The following is a 20473-nucleotide window of genomic DNA, read 5'->3' as shown; positions in this document are numbered from 1 at the left end:
TCGGGGCAGCGATCTTTACTCGGGCTCGTTTACTCGAACCAGAGTATTCGCCGCCGGATGGGGGTCCGTCAAGCTGTTTCGGTGGTCTCCGCGTCCGCGGCGTCCACCTCGTCCCTGGTGATGCCGAGCAGGTAGATGATCGCGTCCAGGTAGGGCACGCTGACCGCGGTGTCGGCGGCCTCGCGGACCACCGGCTTGGCGTTGAACGCCACCCCGAGCCCCGCGGCCGCGAGCATGTCCAGGTCGTTGGCGCCGTCGCCGATCGCCACCGTCTGCGACAACGGAACGCCGGCCGCCGCGGCGAACCCGCGCAGCGCCTCCGCCTTGCCGGGACGGTCCACGATCGGCCCCTCGACCCGGCCGGTGAGCCGCCCGTCGGCGACCTCCAGCCGGTTGGCGGCCACGAAGTCGATGCCGAGTTCGGCGGCGAGTGGCTCCACCACCTGGGTGAACCCGCCGCTGACCACGCCGATCTGGTAGCCGAGCCGGCGCAGCGTACGGGTGAGCGTGCGGGCGCCGGGGGTGAGCCGAACCTCGCAGCGTACCTCCGAAAGCGCTCCGGCGTCCACCCCGGCGAGCAGTGCCACCCGCCGGCGTAGAGACTCGGCGAAGTCGAGTTCGCCCCGCATCGCCTCGGCGGTGACCCGGGCGACCTCCTCCTCACAGCCGGCGTGCGCGGCGAGCATCTCGATCACCTCGCCCTGGATCAGGGTCGAGTCCACGTCCAGGACGACCAGTCGTTTGGCCCGGCGGTACAGGCCGGCCGGCTGGACGGCCACGTCCACCTGCGTGGCGGCGGCCTCGATGGCGAGCGCCTGGCGCAGCAGGTCGGGGTCCACGCCGGACACGTCCATCTCGATGGCGACCACCGGATAGCGGGCGATCCGGACGATGCGGTCGATGTTGGCGCCGGTGTCGGAGATCCGCCCGGCGATCGCCGCGACCGCCTTCGGCCGCAGCGGCTGGCCGAGGACCGTGACGTGGCTGCGGCCACTGCGGCGAGGCCGGTTGTCGCCGGCGCCGTCCTCGGTCTCGACGTACATCCCGAGGCCCCGGCCGGTCTTCTCCACCGCCTGCCGCAGCCGGCCCACGTCGCGCGGCGCGGTCACCAGGATGCCGAGGACCAGCCGGCCGCGCAGGACGACCTGTTCGACGTCGAGCACCTCGACCGGGTACCTCGCCAGGGTGTCGAACACCGCGGAGGTCACGCCGGGGCGGTCCCGGCCGGTGAGGGTGACGAGCAGGGTGGAGACGGACGGCTTCGACGCGGGCGGATCGGTCGCTGGCACGTCGGCAACGTTAGTGGTGCCGCCTGAGCCCGCAGCCACAGCCCGCCACAGCCCCGGGGCGCGCCCGGGCGATCGCGTGAGGTCGGGGCGTGAGCTCAGCCGCGGCCGACGTACGGCATCCGGGTCGCCATCACCGTCATCGTCGGCACGTTCGCGTCCAGTGGCAGGCTCGCCATGTAGACCACCGCGCGGGCCACGTGGGCGACGTCGATGGTCGGCTCGGGCCGCACCGAACCGTCCGGCTGCGCCACGCCCTCGGACATCCGGGCGGTCATGTCGGTCGCGGCGTTGCCGATGTCGATCTGGCCGCAGGCGATGTCGTATGGGCGGCCGTCCAGCGCGGTGGCCTTGGTGAGCCCGCTGATCGCGTGCTTGGTGGCGGTGTAGGCGGCCGAGTGCGGGCGCGGCGTGTGCGCGGACAGTGAACCGTTGTTGATGATCCGGCCGCCGCGGGGGCGCTGCGCCTTCATCAGCCGGACGGCGTGCTGGGTGCACAGGAACGCGCCGGTCAGGTTGACGTCCACCACCGCGCGCCAGTCGGCCAGCGGAACGTCCTCGACCGAGGTGGCGGGGGCGTTCCGCCCGGCGTTGTTGACCAGGACGTCCAGCCGGCCGTGGTGGGTGCGTACCGCGTCGAACAACGCGGCCACCGAGTCGGGGTCGGCGACGTCGGTGGGTACGGCGATCGAGGGTTCGCCTGCCGCGCCGACCGGCCGGCCGGCATCCCTCCACCTCCGCGCGCACTCCGCCGCCACCTCCGCCAGCGGCTCGGGCCGCCGCCCGGCGAGCACCACCGCGTAGCCGTCGGCGGCCAGCGCGACCGCGACCGCCCGGCCGACCCCGGAGCCGGCCCCGGTGACCACCGCGACCGGAGCGCCCCCGCCCGCGCCGTGGCTCTCGTCTCCGTCGTTCCCGTCGTTCCTGCCAACCGTCTGGTCCGCCATCCCGCCAGGATGCCGCACCGTACGCCGTTGCCGCGCCGTCACCCGGGCACGCGGCGCGGGCCGTGCTGACCGCTAGTGGACGAGTGAGCGTCGGTGGCTTGTCGAGACATCAGATCTCTATCGACGCTGGTCGTATGACAACCCGAATCGCGATGCTCGGCGCCGGATCGCTCGGCTTCACCCGCCGCCTGGTGCGGGACATCCTGTCCGTACCCGAACTCGCGGACACGACGTTCGCGTTCCACGACATCAACGAACGCAACCTCGACATGGTGACCAGGCTGATCCGCCGCGACATCGAGGCCAGCGGCCTGCCGGCCACGATCGAGCCGAGCCTGGAACGCCGCCGGGCCGTCGCCGACGCGGACTACGTGTTCTCGGTGATCCGGCAAGGCGGCCTTGACGCGTTCCGGACCGACATCGAGATCCCGCTGAAGTACGGCGTCGACCAGTGCGTCGGTGACACGTTGTGCGCGGGCGGTGTGATGTATGCCCAGCGCACCATCCCCGCGCTGCTGGACTTCTGCACCGACATCCGCGAGGTCGCCAAGCCGGACGTGCTGTTCCTCAACTACTCCAACCCGATGGCGATGAACACCTGGGCCTGCAACGAGTACGGCGGCGTGCGTACCGTCGGCCTGTGCCACGGCGTCCAGGGCGGCCACTGGCAGATCACCCGCTGCATCGAGCACTGGGCGAAGCGGGAGGGCCTGATCGGGCAGGACGAGACGCTGCACCGCAGCGAGGTCGACATCGTGGCCGCCGGCATCAACCACCAGACGTGGTACGTCAAGGCGCAGTGGCGCGGCATCGACATGATCCCGAAGATGCTGGAACTGTTCGAGGGGCACCCGACGTACCCGCAGACCGAGAAGGTCCGCATCGACGTGCTGCGCCGCTTCGGCTACTACAGCACCGAGTCCAACGGTCACCTGTCGGAGTACCTCCCGTGGTACCGCAAGCGGACCGAGGAGATCTCACGCTGGATCGACCTGTCCAGCTGGATCAACGGCGAGACCGGCGGCTACCTGCGCGTGTGCACCGAGGGGCGGAACTGGTTCGAGACCGACTTCCCGAACTGGATGAAGGAGGACCCCAAGCCGATCACCGCACAGGACCGCAGCGAGGAGCACGGGTCGTACATCATCGAGGCGCTGGAGACCGGGCGGGTCTACCGCGGCCACTTCAACGTGCCGAACGACGGCGTGATCACCAACCTGCCGCAGGGCAGCGTGGTGGAGGTGCCGGGGTACGTCGACCGCAACGGCATCAACATCCCCGTCGTCGGTGACCTGCCGATGGCGTGCGCGGCCACCTGTGCGGCGAGCATCCGGGTTCAGGAGATGGGCAAGGAGGCGGCGGTGCACGCCGACACCACCCTGCTCAAGCAGGCGATGCTGCACGACCCGCTGGTCGGCGCCGTCTGCGACCCCGAGGAGGTGTGGCAGATGACCGACGAGATGCTCGTGGAGCAGGCGCGGTGGCTGCCGCAGTTCGCCGAGGAGATCCCGGCGGCCCGCGAGCGCCTGGCCACCGCCGAACGCGACGGCACCCGGGTGAAGACCGTCACCACCGAGGGCGCGGCCCGCCTGCACACCAAGACCGTGGAGGAGATGGCCGCGGACCGGGAGGCCGCGCGGTCCAACGCCGCCGCCGCCGACAAGGCGGGCATGACGAAGACCGGCTGAACCGGAAAGGCGTCACCGGTCGCCGCTGCCGTACGGCCGCGACGCGCGCCGCCCCGGAACCTTCACCGCGGAAGGTCTACCGGGGCGGCGCGCACGCGGCCACCAGCGCGCGGCGCGCGGCGTGCTCGAGCCGGCGCAGCGCCCGCCGCCGCGAGTCGGCTTCGTACGCCGACGCCGAGCCGCCCTCGTCGACCAGGGCGAGCTCGCAGACCAGCAGGCACCGCCGGGCCCGCGTGGCCAGCGTCTCGGCCCGCGGTGCGTATCCGGGCGGCAGCCCGTCGTGGGTACGGCTGCCCACCTCGCGCAGGTCGATGAGCGCCTCGGCCATCTCCGGCCGCCACCGGGCGACGTCGAGGTCGGCGAGGGTGTCAATCACCTCTTGCAGGGTGTGGGCGAGCTCCAGCGAGGCGTCGCCGAACCCCTCCGGAGGGGCCGGTGTCGCGGCGTACACGCGCCACTGGACGCCGGCACCGATCACGTGCGGCACCAGGCCGAGCCCGGCGCCCTCGCACACGACCGCCTCGCCGACCTCGACAGCCGCCTCGGTGAACTCCGGCGGCCCGGCCAGCCCGAGCGGGTCGCCGGGCACCGGCAGGGCGGGGGAGACGGCCCGGGTGCCAAGATTGCGCAGCGTGCCCAGCGACAGCAGCAGCGGCACCGGCTCGTCCTGGCCCGGCAGGCCGATCACGTGGTGGGCGGCGTCCCCGGCCCGGATGGCGTCGTCGGCCTCGTCCAGGCTGGTCGCGCCGACCAACCAGGAGTTGGCCCAGGTCGCCAGCCGGACCGCGCGGGGCACCATCGCCATGGTCGACATGGGTTCCAGCGTAGGGTCCCGCCCCGACAGACGCCGACAGACGCCGACCGGCGCCGTCCGGTGCACGGTCGCCGCCGCCCTGATCCGCAGGCGAGGACAGCGACCTCGTGCCGTAGGTTGTGCACCCATGGGGTCTGTACTCGAGCTCACCGACGTCACGATCACCCGTAACGGCACCAAACTGCTGGACGCGGTGACCTGGTCCGTCGAGGACGCCCACCGCTGGGTGGTGCTCGGCCCCAACGGTGCCGGCAAGACGACCCTGCTGCAGATCGCCTCGGCCCGGATGCACCCGACCAGCGGCACCGCGACCATCCTGGGGGAGACCCTGGGCCAAGTCGACGTGTTCGAGCTGCGGCCCCGCATCGGCCTCACCAGCGCGGCGATCGCCGACCGGATTCCCCGGCACGAACGCGTCGACGACGTGGTGGTGTCGGCCTCCTACGCCGTGCTCGGCCGCTGGCGGGAGGCCTACGACGAGGTCGACCACGAACGCGCCCGCCGGCTGCTGGCCTGGCTCGGTGTGGGCGAGTACGCCGACCGCACGTTCGGCACCCTGTCCGAGGGCGAACGCAAGCGGGTGCAGATCGCCCGGGCGCTGATGACCGACCCCGAGCTGTTGCTGATGGACGAGCCCGCGGCGGGCCTGGACCTCGGTGGCCGGGAGTCGCTCGTGCGCACTCTCGACGAGATCGCCGCGGACGAGTGGGCACCGGCCACGGTGCTGGTCACCCACCACGTCGAGGAGATCCCGCCGAGCTTCACCCATGTCCTGCTGCTGCGCGGCGGCAGCGTGATGGCCGCCGGCCCGATCGGGGAGACGCTCACCTCCCCGGCGTTGTCGGAGACGTTCGGCCTGCCGCTGAAGGTCGTCCGTTCCGACGACCGGTGGACCGCACGGGCGGACCGCTGATCTGCGGGTTGTCCACATTTTGTGACCTGCCGGTGGGCAGAAGAAGGCCGTGATCGCATAAGTTTTGACTATGGGCAACCTGCTCGCCTGGATCAGCGAACACCTGTGGGTGGCGTGGGCGGTGCTTGCGGCGGCACTCGCCGCCGTCGAGCTGCTCACACTCGACCTGGTGTTCCTGATGGTGGCCGCGGGGGCGGCCACAGGGGCGCTGGCGGCCCTGGTCGGCGGCGGGCCTGCCATCTCGGTGGTGGTCGCGATCGTCGTGGCGATGGGAATGCTCGCGGCGGTACGCCCGGTAGCGCTCCGGCACCTGCAGGAGGCGCCGACGATCCGCACGGGTATATCCGCGCTGGTGGGCAAGACGGGTGTGGTCGTCGAAGAAGTCAACTCCCACGGTGGGAGAGTCAAAATCGGGGGAGAGGTCTGGACTGCTCGTCCATACGACGAGCATTCGACGATCGAACCCGGCAAGTCCGTCGACGTTCTCACGATCGAGGGCGTCACCGCGTACGTCCATGAATCGGAGCAGCCGTGGGACCTTTGATCTTCTTTCTGGTATTAGCGTTCCTGGTGGTCGTCGTCCTGGCCAGATCGGTCCGGATCGTTCCGCAGGCGCGGGCCGGCATCGTCGAACGGCTGGGCCGGTTCGCCCGTACCCTCGGACCCGGCCTGTCGATCATCGTGCCGTTCGTCGACAAGGTTCGTTACACCATCGACCTGCGTGAGCAGGTGGTCTCGTTCCCGCCGCAGCCGGTGATCACCGAGGACAACCTGGTCGTCTCCATCGACACGGTGATCTACTTCCAGGTGACCGACCCGGTGGCCGCGACCTACGAGATCGCCAACTACATCCAGGCGATCGAACAGCTCACCATGACCACCCTGCGCAACATCGTCGGCGGCATGGACCTCGAGCGCACGCTGACCAGCCGGGAGCAGATCAACACCGAGCTGCGCGGCGTCCTGGACGAGGCCACCGGCAAGTGGGGTGTCCGGGTCAACCGCGTGGAGCTGAAGGGCATCGACCCGCCGCCCTCCATCCAGGACTCGATGGAGAAGCAGATGCGGGCCGACCGCGACAAGCGGGCCGCGGTCCTCACCGCCGAGGGCACCCGCCAGTCGGCGATCCTCACCGCCGAGGGTGCGAAGCAGTCGGCGATCCTCACCGCCGAGGGCGAGAAGCAGTCGCAGATCCTGCGGGCCCAGGCGCAGCGGGAGTCACAGATCCTGCGGGCCCAGGGTGAGGCGCAGGCCATCGAGACCGTCTTCAACGCGATCCACGACGGCGAGCCCGACCAGAGCCTGCTGTCCTACCAGTACCTCCAGATGCTGCCGAAGATCGCCCAGGGCGACGCCAACAAGCTGTGGATCGTCCCGAGTGAGATCGGCAAGGCGCTGGAGGGCATCGGCTCGATGGTCGGCCAGTTCGCCGAGGAGGGCGAGCCCACCCCGCGTGCGGCCGACCGCACCCGCCGGCGCACACCCAAGCCCCAGGCGGTGGAGGCCGCCGAGGCCGAGGAGGCCACCGACACCGCCCTGCAGGACGCGGAGTCGGAGGTGCAGGCGGCGATCGCCGCCGCCGAGGACGCTGCCAAGGGCGGTCTGGGCGGGCGGCACCAGCAGGAGACCGGGACCAACGGGGATTCGGCGGGACCGGCGCAGCCGGCCGCGCAGGAGCCCCGGCCGGAGTGAGTGAACTCGGATACCTCGCCGTCTTCCTCGCGGGGGCGGCGGCCGGCACGATCAACGCCATCGTCGGGTCGGGAACCCTGATCACGTTCCCGACCCTGATCGCGTTCGGGATCCCGCCGGTCACCGCCAACGTCTCCAACACGATCGGGCTCGCCCCCGGGTCGGCCGCGGCCGCCTGGGGCTACCGCGCCGAGCTCAGGGGACAGCGCACCCGGCTGATCCGGCTGGGCTCGATGTCCCTGCTCGGCGCGGTCACCGGCGCGATCCTGCTGCTCACGCTCCCGTCGAGCGCGTTCGACATGATCGTCCCGGTCCTGGTGGGCCTCGGCGTCCTGCTGGTGATCCTGCAGCCGTGGCTGTCACGATGGCTCGCCGACCGCCGCAAGGAACCCGTGCACCGGCACCACGGCGGCTGGCTGCTGATGGTGATGGTCTACCTGACCGGCGTCTACGGCGGCTACTTCGGCGCCGCCCAGGGCGTGATTCTGATGGCGATCCTCGGGATCGGGCTGGACGAGGCGCTGCAGCGGGCAAACGCCGCCAAGAACGTCCTCGCCGGCCTCGCCAACGCCGTCGCGGCGGTCGTCTTCATCGTGGTCGCGCACGTGGCCTGGGTGCCCGCCATCCTGATCGCCGTCGGCTCGGTCCTCGGCGGCCTGTTCGGCGCCCGGGTGGGCCGCAGACTGCCCCCGATGTTGCTGCGCGGAGTGATCGTCACCGTCGGCGTGATCGCGATCGTCATGCTGCTGCGCCGGTAGCGCCGGGCCCGTGCCGGCACAGGGTCGGCCCGTGACGGCACGGGCCGACCCGCCGTTGTCGTTGGGTTCCGGGACGCACCCGAACCCGATAGCGTTCGGGGCGAGTGTCCAGCGAATGGGGGAGCGGTCATGACGGACATCGAGGACCGGCCGGCCCGGTCACGGCTCACGCTCACCGGCGTCAGCTCGCGCGCGTGGGAGCATCCCGCCGACCGCGGCGCCCTGGTCGCCGTACGCCAGCTCAAGGGCTTCGACGTCGTGCTCCGCAAGCTGTCCGGGCTGATCAACGAACGCGCGCTCCGGTTGATCTTCCTCGGCTCGGCGGTGCGCGCGGGGGACCGTCAGTTCCCCAAGGTGCACCGGCTGTACGCCGAGGCCGCCGCCACGCTCGACGTGCGGGAGCTCCCGGAGCTGTACGTCATGACCGGGCCGATGCCCAACGCCATGTGCATCGGACTGGACAAACCGTTCATCGTGGTCAACAGCGGGCTGATCGACCTGCTGGACGAAGAGGAGCTGCGGTTCGTCCTCGGCCACGAGCTGGGGCACGCCCAGAGCGGCCACGCGCTCTACCAGTCGGTGCTGGTGTTCCTGATCCGCCTCAGCGGTGCGATCGCCTGGATGCCGCTCGGCGTCCTCGGCCTGCGGGCCATCATCGCGGCCCTGATGGAGTGGTCGCGCAAGGCGGAGTTGTCAGGGGACCGGGCCGGCCTGCTGGCCTGCCAGGACCCGGCCGCCGCGCTGCGTACCCACATGAAGCTCGCCTCCGGCGGCCACCTGGAAGACGTCGACGCCACCGCGTTCCTCGCCCAGGCGGCGGAGTACGACGCCAGCGGCGACCTGCGCGACAGCGTCCTCAAACTGCTGCTGCTGGAGGCCCGCAGCCACCCGTTCCTCGCCGTCCGCGCGGCCGAGCTGCGGCACTGGGTGGACCACGGTGACTACCGCCGCATCCTCGACGGCGACTACCCCCGGCGCGAGGACGATGCCAACGCCAGGATGAGCGACGAGGCCCGCCGGGCGGCCGACTCCTACCGCGAGGCCTTCGCCCGTTCGCAGGACCCGCTGGCGAAGATCTTCGCCGACCTGGGCGGCGCGGTCGACGGCGTACGCGACAAGGTGAACGGCTGGTTCGGCAACCGACCGAGCTCCGGCTGACCGCCTCCGTCGGAGGTTCGTCGCCTCGTGGCGGTGGAAAGCCCGGGGCACGCAAGCTCAGGTTGGCAGCCCGAGGTCGTCCAGCACCTCCGCGGCGGGTAGCTCCGAAAGCGCCCGGCCCGGCACCAGCAGCTTCGACCGGCGCAGGCCGCTGCCCACGATGACGCCCGCAGACTCGGCCACCCGCCGGTCCACGAGCACCGGCCAGTCGGCGGGCAGGCCGAACGCGGTGATCCCGCCGTACTCCATGCCGGTGCGGGCGACCGCGTCGTCCATCGGCGCGAACGACGCCTTGCGCGCGTCCAGGCGCCGCCGGACCACGCCGTTGACGTCGGCCCGGGTGGTGGCGAGGACCATGCACGCGGCGTAGCGGGTCTCGCCCCCTCGCTTGCCGGCGATGATCACGCAGTTGGCGGAGGCGTCCAGCGCCACGTCGTACGCCGCGCAGAACGCCGCCGTGTCGGCCAGCTCGGGATCGATCTCGGCGACCTGGAACTCCTCGGCGGGAGTGCCGGGGTGGTCCCACCCGCGGATCGCGGCGGTGACCGGAGAGGCCAGCAGGTCGGTCCGGTCGAGCGCGGGCACGGCCTTCAGCGTGCCGAACGTGGAAGAGGTGCTCATCGCCCTCATTGTGCCGTCACCGGCGCTGGATGCTCCGCACCGGGCACGGACCAGGCACCGACCACGCACCGGACCACGCACCGGATCGGCACCGTGTGGATTCGGTCCCACCGAGCGGACGTGGGGGACCGGAGCTGTCCTGCACGGGTCGTACGGTCAGGCACATGCGCAGGCGAACGGAGTACGACTCGTGACCGCCGCCCTTCGGGTCACCCGTGCCCAGGCGGTGGCCCACCGGCTGAGGGCGCACCACCTGGTCGAGCGGCTGCCCGCGGGCAGCTACGTCGAGGCCGCCTGGTGTGGTCTGCAGGACTCCGCCCCGCGGGCGGCACTGCTGTCCCTGCACGCCCGGGTCGACGCCTGCGAACCGACCGCGTGGGAGGCCGACGGGTTGCTGCAGACCTACAGCCCGCGGCTGGCGGTCCACGTCCTGCCGGCCGAGGACTTCGGCGTGTTCACCGTCGGGCGGCTGCCCGACGATCCGGCCGTCCGGCGGGAGGTCGACGAGGCGGCGGACCTGGCCTGCCGGATGCTGGCGGGGGAGGCGGTACGCGCGACCCGGTTCTCTCGGGACCAGGGTCAGCTGGTGCGCGTGGGCGCGGCCGGCGGCCGGCTCGCCGTCCGGTGGGACACCCGGTCGCTCACGGTCCGGGAGATCCCCGCGCCGGACATCGATCCGGCGGCGGCTCGGGCCGAGCTCGCCCGGCGGCACCTGCACGCGTTCGGACCGACGACGCCGCGGACGTTCGCGTGGTGGGCGGGAATGCACCCGCGAGGTGCCCGGCAGGTGTGGCAGCAGCTGTCCGGCGAGCTGCTTCCGGTCGACTTCGAGGGGCAACCGGCGTGGATCCTGGCCGCGGACGAACAGGCGGCACGCCAGGCGGGGGAGGTACGCGGGGTGCGGTTGCTGCCCACGGAGGACCTGGGACTACTCGGCGCGGACCGGGCGGGACTGTTCGTCGGTCCGGCGGCGCGCCGCAAGACGACGTCGTACGACTGGTACCACCCCAACGGCGTGCTGGTCGACGGTGAGCTGGCCGGACAGTGGGGCCGGCGCGGCGGCCGGGTGGAGATCGGCCTGGACCGCGCGCTCCCGCCGTCGGTGCGGGACGCGGTGGCCGCCGAGGCGCTGACCATGCCCGTACCGAACGCCTCGATGCGGGTGGAGTTCCTCGACTAAACCGACCGGTATGGCTAATCGCCTGATAGCCTCACTGGGTAAACCGATCGGTATACCGAGGAGCGGCGCATGCGACAGGGGCAACCCACGGTCGGGCCGGTGACGGCGGCGGATCGGCAGCGGCACCGGACCGGTACGGACAGTGCTGCTCCCCGGCACGCAAGCGCGGTCGGCCTGGCCGCTGCCGGCATGTCGCTGATCGCGGCCTGCTACGGCCTGGCGCGGTTCGCGTACGGTCTGTTCGTCCCGACGTTTCGTGCCGAGTTCCACCTCGACGCCGCCACGGCCGGAACGGTGGCGGCCGGCAGCTACGCCGGCTACTGCGTGGCCATCGTGGTCGCCACCGCCGCCACCTCACGGTGGGGCGCGCGTCCCGTCGCCGCCGCGGCCGGCGCGTGCGCGACGGCCGGGACGGCGGTCATCGCCGCGGCACCCGGGCCTTTCGTGCTCGCCCTCGGCGTGGTTCTCGCCGGGTCGAGCACCGGGCTGGCCTCGCCTCCCATGGCCGAGGCCGTCGCCCGGTTCATGCCGCCGCGCCTGGAACCCCGGCTGCAGACCGTGGTCAACGCGGGCACCGGCCTCGGGGTGCTCGTGTCCGGACCGGTCGCGCTGCTCCTCGCCGGGAGCTGGCGCTGGGCCTGGGCGGCGTTCTCCGCCGCCTCGCTCGTGGTCACGCTGTGGGTCTGGTTCACCGTGCCGCGGCGTTCCGGACTCGCCAGTGACTCGCCCGCGCCGGACGGCGACCGAGGCGACTCGCTCGGAGTGAGGGCCCGCGTCCCCCGGGGCGGCTGGCGCCTGCTCGTCGCGGCCTTCTCGATGGGGCTGGCCAGTGCGGCGACCTGGACCTTCGGCCGCGACCTCGTCACTGCCGCCGGCAACAGCACCCTCACCGGCGTGACCATGTGGATCGCCCTGGGTGCCGCCGGGCTCCTCGGCGCCTTCGCCGGCGACCTCACCACCCGGGCCGGACCGGCGCGGTGCTGGACCATCGGGATGCTGGCGCTGGGTGGGGCCACGGCCGTGCTGGCCCTGGCCGCGAGCAGTGCCGTCGTCGCCGTCGCGGCCGGCGCCGCCTTCGGCGCGGTCTACATCGCGCTCACCGGGCTGCTGCTGCTCTGGGGTGCGCGCGTCCTTCCCCGTCGGCCCGTGGTCGGCGTCGGTGCGGCGTTCCTGCTCCTCGCCCTCGGTCAGGCGGTCGGCGCACCCGTTCTCGGCGCCGTCGCCGACGCTGTCACGCTGCCCGGCGCCTTCCTCGTCGCCACGGCTGCCGCCGCGCTGGGCGCCGGGATCCGGCCGCGGGATCTCCCGGGGTAGCCCGACGCGGCGTCAGCGGGTGTCCTGGGCCGGTGCGGCGTACCACCGCCAGCGGTCGAGTTTCGCCTTGCCCGGCAGGGAAATCCGCCCCGTCGCCCACAGCAGCGCCGCCCACGGATCGTCGCCATGATCCACGTCGGGGAACAACCTGGTCAGGACGCGCGCACACAGGTCCGGGTCGGGCTGCCAGGTCAGCCCCAGCCCCGCGGTCACGTCGGAAAGGTGCACCAGCACCTCGACGATTCCCATCGCCGCGAAACCATCCGGGTCGGCGAGCCCGAAGATGTGGTGCGCGCGCACCGTCGACGGGACCGTCTTCACCATCGCCGCCAGGAACGCGCCGCTCGCCTCCAGCACCTGCACCAGACCTGCGTTGCCTCCCTCCGGCTCGGCGAAGATCGTGCTGGCCGGCCCGCCCTGGCGCCGCGGCTCACACACGAACGGCACGTGGGTGTCGCGCGGCGGGCGGCGCGGCCCGAGCTGGGCGGCGTAGGCGAACAGGTCGTCCGCGACGTGCTCGATGGTCTCCCAGCAGGTCCACTCCAGGTCACCGGCCGGCACGTGCCAGTCCTGCCTTTCGGCCTGCCCGAGAGTGTCCGCGGCGTAGGCCACAACGGTCTCCACGTCGGCGGCGCTGATGATCGTTCCCACGTTCGTCGTCAACCTCTCCTTGCGGGCGGTCGGTCAGTGTCCGGGATGTCCGGCGTCCACGGGCGGGCCGGCGAGGAACTCCCGGGCACCGCGCAGTCGGGTACGAAGAAGACCCTGCGTACGCCGGCAGTCCAGCCGCACGTCGAGCGGCCCGGGAACCGGCAGCTCCGCCCGCAGCCCGGTCGGCAGCAGCGAGGGGTCCAGGCCGTCCCGCGCGGCCACCAGCCGTCCCAGGTCGTACCTGCTGATCGGGTCGGAACCGGCGACATGGACGACTCCGGCGTGGCCGGAGCCGGCGAGCTCGAGCAGAGCTGCCGCCAGGTCGCCCACGTGCACCGGGCACCGCACGTCGTCGGTGAACAACACGCCTTCGCCCACACCGGTCGCGACGGCGTGCACGAACGCCTCGTGGGCAGAGGTCCCGTCACCGAGGATCAGCGACGTCCGCGCCACCAGCGCGGAGGGGTCGATCGCGGCGACCGCCGTCTCCGCGGCCGCCTTGGCGGCGCCGTACGGGTTCAGCGGGTCGGGAACGGCGTCCTCGGCGTAGGAGCTCGCGGCGCCGGAGAACACCGCGTCGCTGGACACGTGCACCAGCCGGGCGCCGACCCGGGCGGAGGCAAGGGCCACGTGCGCCGCACCGTCGGCGTTCGTGCGCCAGTCGGTCTTGGCGTACGCGGCGTTCAGCACGAGGTCCGGCCGCACGTCGGTGACCAGGGCGGCGACGTCGGCGCTCTGGCGGATGTCCACCACGCGCCATTCGACGCCCGACAGGTCCGCGGCCCGGCTGACACCCGGGACGGCCGCGCGACGGGTGGAGTGCGTGGCGAGCACCTCGTGGCCGGCGGCCACACCCTGGCGTACGAGCTCGGCACCCAGGTAGCCGGTGCCGCCGACGACCAGAACCCGGGTCATGTCGTCCGCCATCCCTTCGTGAGTTCGGCGATGCGTTCGGGATGCCCCAGCTCCAACTGGTCGCAGACGTTCTCCGCCCGCAGGGCGACGACCGCGGCGGGCACGTCCATCGGCCAACCCGTCCGGCGTTCGTAGGCGCCGGCCAGCCGGTGCAGGAGATCCGCTGACCCGTCGGCGAAGTACCTCAGGTCGGCGGTCGGCCGGCCACGGGCCACACAGGAGAAGTCCCACACACCGGTGAGCACTCCGACCGGCGCGTCGAGGACGAAGTTGCCGTCGTGGAAGTCGTTGTGCAGAAGTACGTCGGGGCCGGGGACACCGCCGTTCTCCCAGGCGCGCGCGTACTCCTCGATCAAAGCCTCGACCGGCGTCCAGGCCGCGCGGGGCATGCGGGGCAGGTTGGCGGCGAGGCGTTCGCTCACCGGACCCTCCGGACCCTCCGGACCCTCCGGACCCTCCGGACCTTCCGAACCCTCCGGACCCGTCGCGGCCTCCGGGACCCCCGACGATCCCCACGCCACCGGGATGGCGAGCTCGCGGATCCGGGCAGGGGAAAGGCAGGTGTGCATGGCGGCCAGGAAGTCCGCCAGCGACGACACCAAGCGGTCGCGGTCGGCGACCGAGGCGCGTTCGTAGCCGTCCGGGTCGAACGTCGCACCGGTCAGCCTCCGGTACGCCGCGAACCTCGTCCGCCGCCCGGTCCAGACCACCTCGGGGGTCGGGACCGGCAGCCGCCCGGCGACCGCGGCCAGGATCGCCAGCTCCCGCTCGAAGTCCACGCCCGGACGGGGAAAGCGCAGGATCCAGCCGTCGCGGGTCTCCACCACGAGGTTTTCCCAGCCCGTACGCAACACCGCACCGGCCAGGTCGAGGTCGTCGCGATCCTCCGCCGCGAGCAGCGCCAGCAGGTCCGCAAGGCTGTGCTCGGCCTCGGGGATCGTCATGGCAGCTGGCAGACCGTCGGCGCTCACACGCCGACGGTTCCGTCGATCCCCTCGCGGAGGAGGTCGGCGTGGCCGCTGTGCCGGGCGTACTCGTGGATCATGTGCAGCATCACCAGGCGCAACGACACGTCCTCCCCCCAGCGCGGGTTGTGCACCACCAGGTCGAGGGACTCGGCCGCCGCCTCGATGCGGCGGGAACGCTCGACCTCGGCCTGCCAGGCCTCGAACGCCTCCGACCGGGTGGAGCCGCTCGCGTCGTAGGCCACCTGGAAGTCGCCCTCGTCAGACCAGACCAGCGGGACGTCCTCGGCGTCGATCACCCGGCGGAACCACGCGCGCTCGACCTCGGCCAGGTGCCGCACCAGCCCCAGCAGGGACAGGGTGGACGGCGGCATCGACTGCCGGCGCAGCTCCTCGTCGGACAGGCCCTCGCACTTCATCGCGATCGTGCCGCGGTGGAAGTCGAGGAAGGCGCGCAGCATCTCCCGCTCGCCGGCGATCATGGGCGGGTCGGGGCGTTCGTATGTCACCGGCGCATCCTCTCGTCCGGCGGCCGGACCTCGCAAACGGGTTCAGGACCGACAGGGACGACCGAGACGACAGGTCGGCGCCCGGCGGTCACTCACCGAGCCACAGGCAGAACGGGTGCCCGTCCGGATCCAGGCACACGCGCACGTCGTCCTGGGGCTGGTGGCCGGCGAACGTCGCACCGCACTCGCGGGCGTGGGCCGCCGCGCCCGCCAGGTCGTCGACCCTGATCTCCAGGTGCATCATCATCTGCTGCTCGGTGGGCGTCGACGGCCACACCGGGCGGACGTAGGCCCGGTCGTACTCGAACGACAACGCGACCCCACCGGCCGGGCCGGCCAGCTTGACCCAGTGCGGCTCCTCGGCGGTGATCTCCCAGCCCAGCAGCCGCTGGTAGAAGCGGGCCAGGCCGGGCGGGTCCGGCGTGGCGAGGTTGACGGTGGTCAGGGTCAGCTCGGCCATGCTTGCTCTCCTCTGCGGTCGCTCACCAGTATCCGATGCCGTCGGTGCGCAGCCGGCGGTACACCTCGGCCCACTCCGCGCCGACCCCTCCGCCGTGTTCGTGACTGCTCGTACGTGCACCGCTTCCGACGGCGCGGTCCTTGAACCCGCTGGAGGTGGACACGCACACGACCGGGCCGTCCAGGTCCGGCGACCTCCCGGTGGACCGGAGGGCACGCAGCCCGGCCAGCCCCGCGGCGGCGGACAACTCGGCCCACAGGCCGCTGCGCGCGAGCTCGGCCCGCGCCGCTGTCAACTGCTCGTTGTCGACCAGGATCGCCTCGCCGCCGCTCTCGCGCACCGCCACCACACCGCGGTCCCCGCCGACGGGACAGGCGATGCCGTACGCGTCCGCCGGTCCCACCTCGACGTGGGTGGCCGCAACGCCGTCCCGCAACGCCCTCGCCAGCGGACCGCCCGCCGCCGGCTCGCACGCGTACATCCGCGGAACGCGGTCGGTGACCCCGAGCCGGCACAGCTCGGTGAACCCCTTCCACACCCCGAACAGCAGTTCGGCGTACCCGGTGGGTACGAACACCGCCGCCGGCACCCCGAGGTCGGCGTGGATCTCGTACGCGATCGTCTTGTAACCCTCGGGTCCGAACGCGTGACCGGTGTGTGTCAACGTCAGGTTGCTTACCGGGTGCAGGCCGAACTCGTCCGCCACTCGGCGTACCAGCGGCCACCGCGCGGCCACCGGAACCGGCAGCACCACCGCACCGTAGGCGTGCAGGAAGGCGTCCACTGCCGGTGGGAGGTTCTCCCCGGTGAACACCACGCACCGCAGGCCGGCCCGGGCCGCGTACGCCGCCGCCGACGCGCCGTGGTTTCCGCTCGACGCGACGACCACCCCCGGTGCGCCGAGCCGGGCCGCCGCGCTGACCGCGACCCGGTTGTAGCGATCCTTGTGGCTCCAGGTCGGATTACGCGACTCGTCCTTGACCAGGACGCCGGGCTCCAGCTCCACCAGGGGTGTGCCGCCCTCACCGAGGCCGGGCACGTCGAGCGGGGGAACGAGCGGTGCCCACCGGACCAGCCCCGCCGACGGCAGCAGCGCCGTGGCGGGGGAGAAGAGGTCGCCGGGCACGCGGGCGTAGGCGTAGTCCACCTCGACCGGGTACGCGATCTCGCCAGTGCTGGTCCGCGGGCACCCACCGGTCATGGGTGGCTAGAGCGGGTAGGTGACGTCCGGGTCACCCAGCGAGCGCTGGCAGGTCGCCAGGCTCGCTTCAGGTGTCGAGTCAGGTCTCGGGTCGGGTTCCGTCACGTCCACGCCGCCCGAGCGTACGCCGAAGGACCGACGTCAGCGCCGGGCGAGCGTGTCCCACAACCTCGCCGTGCTCCGCCGCCGTCCCCACGCGATCACCGCGGACAGGACGAGCAGCGCCAGCGGCAGCACGACACTCCCACCGACGACCGCCACGGTCACCACGACCGCGCCGACCATCAGCGCCACGAACGCCAGCCCGGCCAGGCCGGCCAGCCGCGGCACGAACAGCGCCACCGCGCCCAGAACCTCCAGAACACCAATGAAATAACGGAACCAGTCGCCGAAGCCGATCTTGTCGAACGTCGCGACGACCATCGGGTCCCCGCCGAACTTGCCCAGTGCGGCGAAGAGGAACGCCAGCGCGGTGACGACCTGGACGACCCACAGGCCGACGTTCGCGGCCCGGCCGGTGGTGGTGGTGACGGGCGATGCGGTGCCGGTTCGGCTGGTCCCTCGCTGGGAAACGGATTCGGACATCGGGTGTGGCCCTTCTGTGCGCGTCATGGGGCTTGTCACGAGGCCCGTCGTGGACCTCGCTCTGGGCTCCATTCCACGGCAGACGCCATCGGGACCGGCAGGGCTGGGCGTCGGCTCGGCGTACGACGAAAGGAGCGATCGCGAGCCCCGCGACCGACTTTCGTAGGTGCGGCGGCTCGCGACCCGCACTCAGCGGCTCATCGCGGTCTCCTGCTGGATACGCGACAGCTTCTCGGGATTGCGGACGTAGTAGAACGCGGTCACCAGGCCGTCCTCGACGCGTACGGACAGGATTCCGTCGATCTCCCCGTCGAGCCGGGTGAGCAGTGCCGGACCGCCGTTGATCTGCACCAGCTCGGCCGACATCTGGGCGCCGAACCTGCGCATGCCGCCGACGAAGAGGCGGGCCACCTTCTCCGCACCGACGACCGGCCGGCGTACTGCCTGCTTGATCCCGCCGCCGTCGCCCACCGCGACGACGTCCGGCGCGAGCTGGTTCAGCAGGCCCTGCAGGTCGCCGGTCTCGACCGCGAGCTTGAATGCCTCCAGCGCACGGCGGGCCTGGGCGGCGGACACGGACTCGCGTGGCCTGCGGGCCGCGACGTGGGCGCGCGCCCGGTGAGCGATCTGCCGGACGGCCACCTGCGTCTTGTCCACCGCCTCGGCGATCTGGTCGTACTCCACGTCGAACACCTCGCGCAGCACGAACACCGCCCGCTCGGTCGGCGTGAGGGTCTCCAGCACCAGCAGCATCGCCGTCGACACGCTCTCGGCCAGCTCGACGTCCTCGGCCACGTCGGGCGCGGTCAGCAGCGGCTCGGGCAGCCAGGAGCCGACGTAGGACTCCTTGCGCCGGCCGAGGGTGCGCAGGTGGTTCAGCGCCTGGCGGGTGGTGATCCGGACGAGGTACGCCCGGGGATCCCGTATCTCGTCCGGGTCCACGCCCACCCAGCGCAGCCACGTCTCCTGCAGGACGTCCTCGGCGTCGGCGGCCGAGCCGAGCATCTCGTAGGCGATCGTGAAGAGCAGGTTCCGGTGCGCGACGAACGCTTCGGTGAGCCGGCCGGTCCGGCCGTCGTCGTCACGTAGTGGCGACTGCGACGAGTCCGTCGTTCGCTCGCTCATGGCCGGCTCCTCCGCTTCCTCGCTGTCGACCTCGGTACACACACCCACACGACGCCGGTCGCCACCATCCTGTGACACCCGCGCCGGGTGGCGTACGTCACACCCCCTACCCAGGCGTGGGGCGCACTTCCGATGTCACAAACGGACCCGTTGGTGCGACGTAGGGGCACACCCTCTCCTTCGAACCCAGGAGTCTGATCATGAACGACCACAGCACCCACCAGAAGATCGCCCTCGTCACCGGCGCGAACAAGGGGATCGGCCGCGCGACCGCCGAGCAACTCGCCACGCTGGGGACGACGGTCCTGATCGGAGCCAGGAACCCGCAGCGCGGCGAGGAGGCCGCCGCGGCACTGCGCCTCGCGGGCGGGAACGCGCACGCGGTGACCCTGGACGTCACCGACCCGGCCGGCATCCGGGAGGCCGCGAGGTGGATCGAGGAGCAGTTCGGCCACCTCGACGTACTGGTCAACAACGCGGGCATCACCGGCTCGGGACAGGTCTCGCCCGAAGACGCCGTCGACCAGGTCCCGAGCACTGTCGACCTGGACATGGTTCGTTCGGTGTTCGAGACCAACGTCCTCGGGGTGATCGCGGTGACCAACGCCATGCTCTCGTTGTTGCGGCGCTCGCCGGCGGCGCGGATCGTCAACCTCAGCAGCGGCATCGCGTCCCTGACCATCGCAGGCGACCCGAACGGCCCGCTGGCCGGGCTGCCGGCCTCGGCCGCGTACGCCCCGTCCAAGACCGCACTGAACGCGCTGACCGTGCAGTACGCCAACGAGTTGCGCAAGGAGGGCATCCTCGTCAACGCCGCCGACCCCGGCTACGTGGACACCGACATCAACGATCACAGGGGATATCTCACCCCGGCCCAGGCAGCCGCGGTCGTGGTGCGCCTGGCCACGCTCGGAGCGGACGGGCCCACCGGCGGCTTCTTCAACGAGAACGGGCCCCTGCCCTGGTAGCGACCGCGGGGGCGCGGGCCGCCTGGATTCGGTGGCGATCGGTGGCGATCGGTGGCGATCGGTGGCGTACGTCACGCGGCGGCACCGTCACACGCCCCGGCCCGGCGGGGTCTTGTGGTCGTCCAGTACGCAACACCCATCACCGCGAGGGAGAACGAAGCGATGGAAACCCGGCTCAACCTGTTCGAGAACGAGGTCGGCGCGAAGTTCGCCAAGCGGTTCGCGAACGCCGGCATGGTGGTCGCGCAGTCGTCGCTGCCGAAGGCAACCCAGGAACTGGTGTCGCTGCGCGCCAGCCAGCTCAACGGCTGCGGCTGGTGCATCGACATGCACACCAAGGAGGCGGCGGCCGCCGGGGAGACCGCGGTCCGGCTCCACCTGGTGGCGGCGTGGCGGGAGTCCACGGTGTTCAGCGAGGCCGAGCAGGCCGCGCTGGCGTTCGCCGAGGAGGGCACCCGGCTCGCCGACGCCTACCAGGGTGTGTCCGACGAGACCTGGGCGCAGGTGCGCAAGCACTACGACGAGGACCAGACCACCGCGCTGGTCTGCCTGGTCGCCCTGATCAACGCCGCCAACCGGCTCGCCGTGATCGTGCACCAGCAGGGCGGCTCGTACGAACCCGGCATGTTCGCCGCCGCGATGGGCTGACCGGCGGGGGAGTCGGCTCGGCCCGGGGATCACCACGATCCCCGGGCCGAGCCGGCATGAGGGAGCCCTGACCTT

At 72.1% G+C, this 20473-nt stretch carries 22 protein-coding genes; 10 read left to right on the top strand and 12 right to left on the bottom strand.

The genetic code is table 11. The features are described from left to right. Nucleotides 1-68: 68 nt before the first annotated feature. Both serB and F4554_RS15675 read right to left on the bottom strand, forming a co-directional pair. Nucleotides 69-1289, bottom strand: a complete 1221-nt coding sequence (serB, locus tag F4554_RS15680; protein WP_179788061.1) for a phosphoserine phosphatase SerB — start codon at nt 1287-1289, stop codon at nt 69-71. A gap of 95 nt (nt 1290-1384) precedes the next feature. Beyond that, nucleotides 1385-2233: an SDR family oxidoreductase gene (locus F4554_RS15675; protein ID WP_179788060.1), complete on the bottom strand. Its 849-nt coding sequence runs from the start codon at nt 2231-2233 to the stop codon at nt 1385-1387. A gap of 134 nt (nt 2234-2367) precedes the next feature. On the opposite strand from F4554_RS15675, the gene melA reads away from it, so the two are divergent. Continuing rightward, a complete protein-coding gene (gene melA, locus F4554_RS15670; RefSeq protein ID WP_179788059.1) occupies nt 2368-3921 on the top strand; it encodes an alpha-glucosidase/alpha-galactosidase in 1554 nt (517 codons plus the stop codon). Between the two features lie 76 nt (nt 3922-3997). Here the strand turns inward: melA and F4554_RS15665 are convergent, their stop codons facing one another. Further along, nucleotides 3998-4735 carry a hypothetical protein gene (locus tag F4554_RS15665; protein ID WP_238341315.1) on the bottom strand — a complete coding sequence of 246 codons (738 nt, stop codon included), beginning with the start codon at nt 4733-4735 and terminating at the stop codon, nt 3998-4000. A gap of 127 nt (nt 4736-4862) precedes the next feature. Here F4554_RS15665 and F4554_RS15660 point away from each other — a divergent pair, with 127 nt between their 5' ends. From F4554_RS15660 to F4554_RS15640, 5 genes are all read left to right on the top strand, one after another. Further along, a complete protein-coding gene (locus tag F4554_RS15660) occupies nt 4863-5648 on the top strand; it encodes an ABC transporter ATP-binding protein (protein ID WP_179788058.1) in 786 nt (261 codons plus the stop codon). 70 nt (nt 5649-5718) lie between these two features. Further along, complete coding sequence (locus F4554_RS15655; RefSeq protein WP_179788057.1) at nt 5719-6192, top strand: NfeD family protein; 474 nt, start codon at nt 5719-5721, stop codon at nt 6190-6192. Continuing rightward, a complete protein-coding gene (locus F4554_RS15650; protein WP_179788056.1) occupies nt 6180-7340 on the top strand; it encodes an SPFH domain-containing protein in 1161 nt (386 codons plus the stop codon). Before F4554_RS15655 ends, F4554_RS15650 begins: the two co-directional genes overlap by 13 nt. Further along, on the top strand, nt 7337-8098 hold the full coding sequence (locus F4554_RS15645; RefSeq protein WP_179788055.1) for a TSUP family transporter: 762 nt from the start codon (nt 7337-7339) through the stop codon (nt 8096-8098). Before F4554_RS15650 ends, F4554_RS15645 begins: the two co-directional genes overlap by 4 nt. Before the next feature lie 129 nt (nt 8099-8227). Then, a complete protein-coding gene (locus F4554_RS15640) occupies nt 8228-9256 on the top strand; it encodes a M48 family metallopeptidase (RefSeq protein WP_179788054.1) in 1029 nt (342 codons plus the stop codon). Between the two features lie 57 nt (nt 9257-9313). On the opposite strand, the gene F4554_RS15635 is transcribed toward F4554_RS15640, so the two are convergent. Then, a complete protein-coding gene (locus F4554_RS15635; protein ID WP_179788053.1) occupies nt 9314-9877 on the bottom strand; it encodes a YbaK/EbsC family protein in 564 nt (187 codons plus the stop codon). Between the two features lie 190 nt (nt 9878-10067). Here F4554_RS15635 and F4554_RS15630 point away from each other — a divergent pair, with 190 nt between their 5' ends. Beyond that, nucleotides 10068-11057, top strand: coding sequence for a DNA glycosylase AlkZ-like family protein (locus F4554_RS15630; RefSeq protein WP_179788052.1), 990 nt, complete (start codon nt 10068-10070; stop codon nt 11055-11057). Between the two features lie 69 nt (nt 11058-11126). Continuing rightward, the gene (locus F4554_RS15625; RefSeq protein ID WP_179788051.1) at nt 11127-12371 is read left to right on the top strand and encodes an MFS transporter; all 1245 of its coding nucleotides are present in this window, start codon (nt 11127-11129) and stop codon (nt 12369-12371) included. A 12-nt stretch (nt 12372-12383) separates the two neighbouring features. On the opposite strand, the gene F4554_RS15620 is transcribed toward F4554_RS15625, so the two are convergent. The 8 genes from F4554_RS15620 to F4554_RS15585 all read right to left on the bottom strand — a co-directional run bounded on the left by F4554_RS15620 (nt 12384) and on the right by F4554_RS15585 (nt 18782). Then, nucleotides 12384-13034, bottom strand: a complete 651-nt coding sequence (locus tag F4554_RS15620; RefSeq protein ID WP_202889308.1) for a hypothetical protein — start codon at nt 13032-13034, stop codon at nt 12384-12386. Between the two features lie 21 nt (nt 13035-13055). Continuing rightward, the gene (locus tag F4554_RS15615; RefSeq protein ID WP_179788050.1) at nt 13056-13937 is read right to left on the bottom strand and encodes an SDR family oxidoreductase; all 882 of its coding nucleotides are present in this window, start codon (nt 13935-13937) and stop codon (nt 13056-13058) included. Further along, nucleotides 13934-14881, bottom strand: a complete 948-nt coding sequence (locus F4554_RS15610) for a phosphotransferase family protein (protein ID WP_179788049.1) — start codon at nt 14879-14881, stop codon at nt 13934-13936. The genes F4554_RS15615 and F4554_RS15610 overlap by 4 nt, the downstream gene beginning before the upstream one ends. 23 nt (nt 14882-14904) lie before the next feature. Beyond that, entirely contained in the window at nt 14905-15411 is a 507-nt protein-coding gene (locus F4554_RS15605; RefSeq protein ID WP_179788048.1) for a DinB family protein, read from the bottom strand. A gap of 88 nt (nt 15412-15499) precedes the next feature. After that, entirely contained in the window at nt 15500-15871 is a 372-nt protein-coding gene (locus F4554_RS15600) for a VOC family protein (protein ID WP_179788047.1), read from the bottom strand. A gap of 22 nt (nt 15872-15893) precedes the next feature. After that, nucleotides 15894-17072, bottom strand: coding sequence for a threonine synthase (locus F4554_RS15595; protein WP_179788046.1), 1179 nt, complete (start codon nt 17070-17072; stop codon nt 15894-15896). A gap of 141 nt (nt 17073-17213) precedes the next feature. Continuing rightward, nucleotides 17214-17657 (bottom strand): DoxX family protein, encoded by a 444-nt coding sequence (locus F4554_RS15590; protein ID WP_179788045.1) that lies wholly within the window; start codon nt 17655-17657, stop codon nt 17214-17216. Between the two features lie 189 nt (nt 17658-17846). Continuing rightward, the gene (locus tag F4554_RS15585; RefSeq protein WP_179788044.1) at nt 17847-18782 is read right to left on the bottom strand and encodes an RNA polymerase sigma-70 factor; all 936 of its coding nucleotides are present in this window, start codon (nt 18780-18782) and stop codon (nt 17847-17849) included. 200 nt (nt 18783-18982) lie between these two features. Between F4554_RS15585 and F4554_RS15580 the strand changes: the two genes are divergently transcribed. Both F4554_RS15580 and F4554_RS15575 read left to right on the top strand, forming a co-directional pair. Then, complete coding sequence (locus F4554_RS15580) at nt 18983-19750, top strand: SDR family oxidoreductase (RefSeq protein ID WP_179788043.1); 768 nt, start codon at nt 18983-18985, stop codon at nt 19748-19750. Between the two features lie 162 nt (nt 19751-19912). Continuing rightward, nucleotides 19913-20398, top strand: a complete 486-nt coding sequence (locus tag F4554_RS15575; protein WP_179788042.1) for a carboxymuconolactone decarboxylase family protein — start codon at nt 19913-19915, stop codon at nt 20396-20398. The last annotated feature ends 75 nt before the right edge of the window (nt 20399-20473 follow it).

Source organism: Actinopolymorpha rutila (assembly GCF_013407855.1).
In the GTDB taxonomy this organism is placed as follows: Bacteria; Actinomycetota; Actinomycetes; order Propionibacteriales; family Actinopolymorphaceae; genus Actinopolymorpha; species Actinopolymorpha rutila.
The sequence above is the reverse complement of the archived record's forward strand: the minus strand, read 5'-3'. Positions and strand labels throughout refer to the sequence as shown.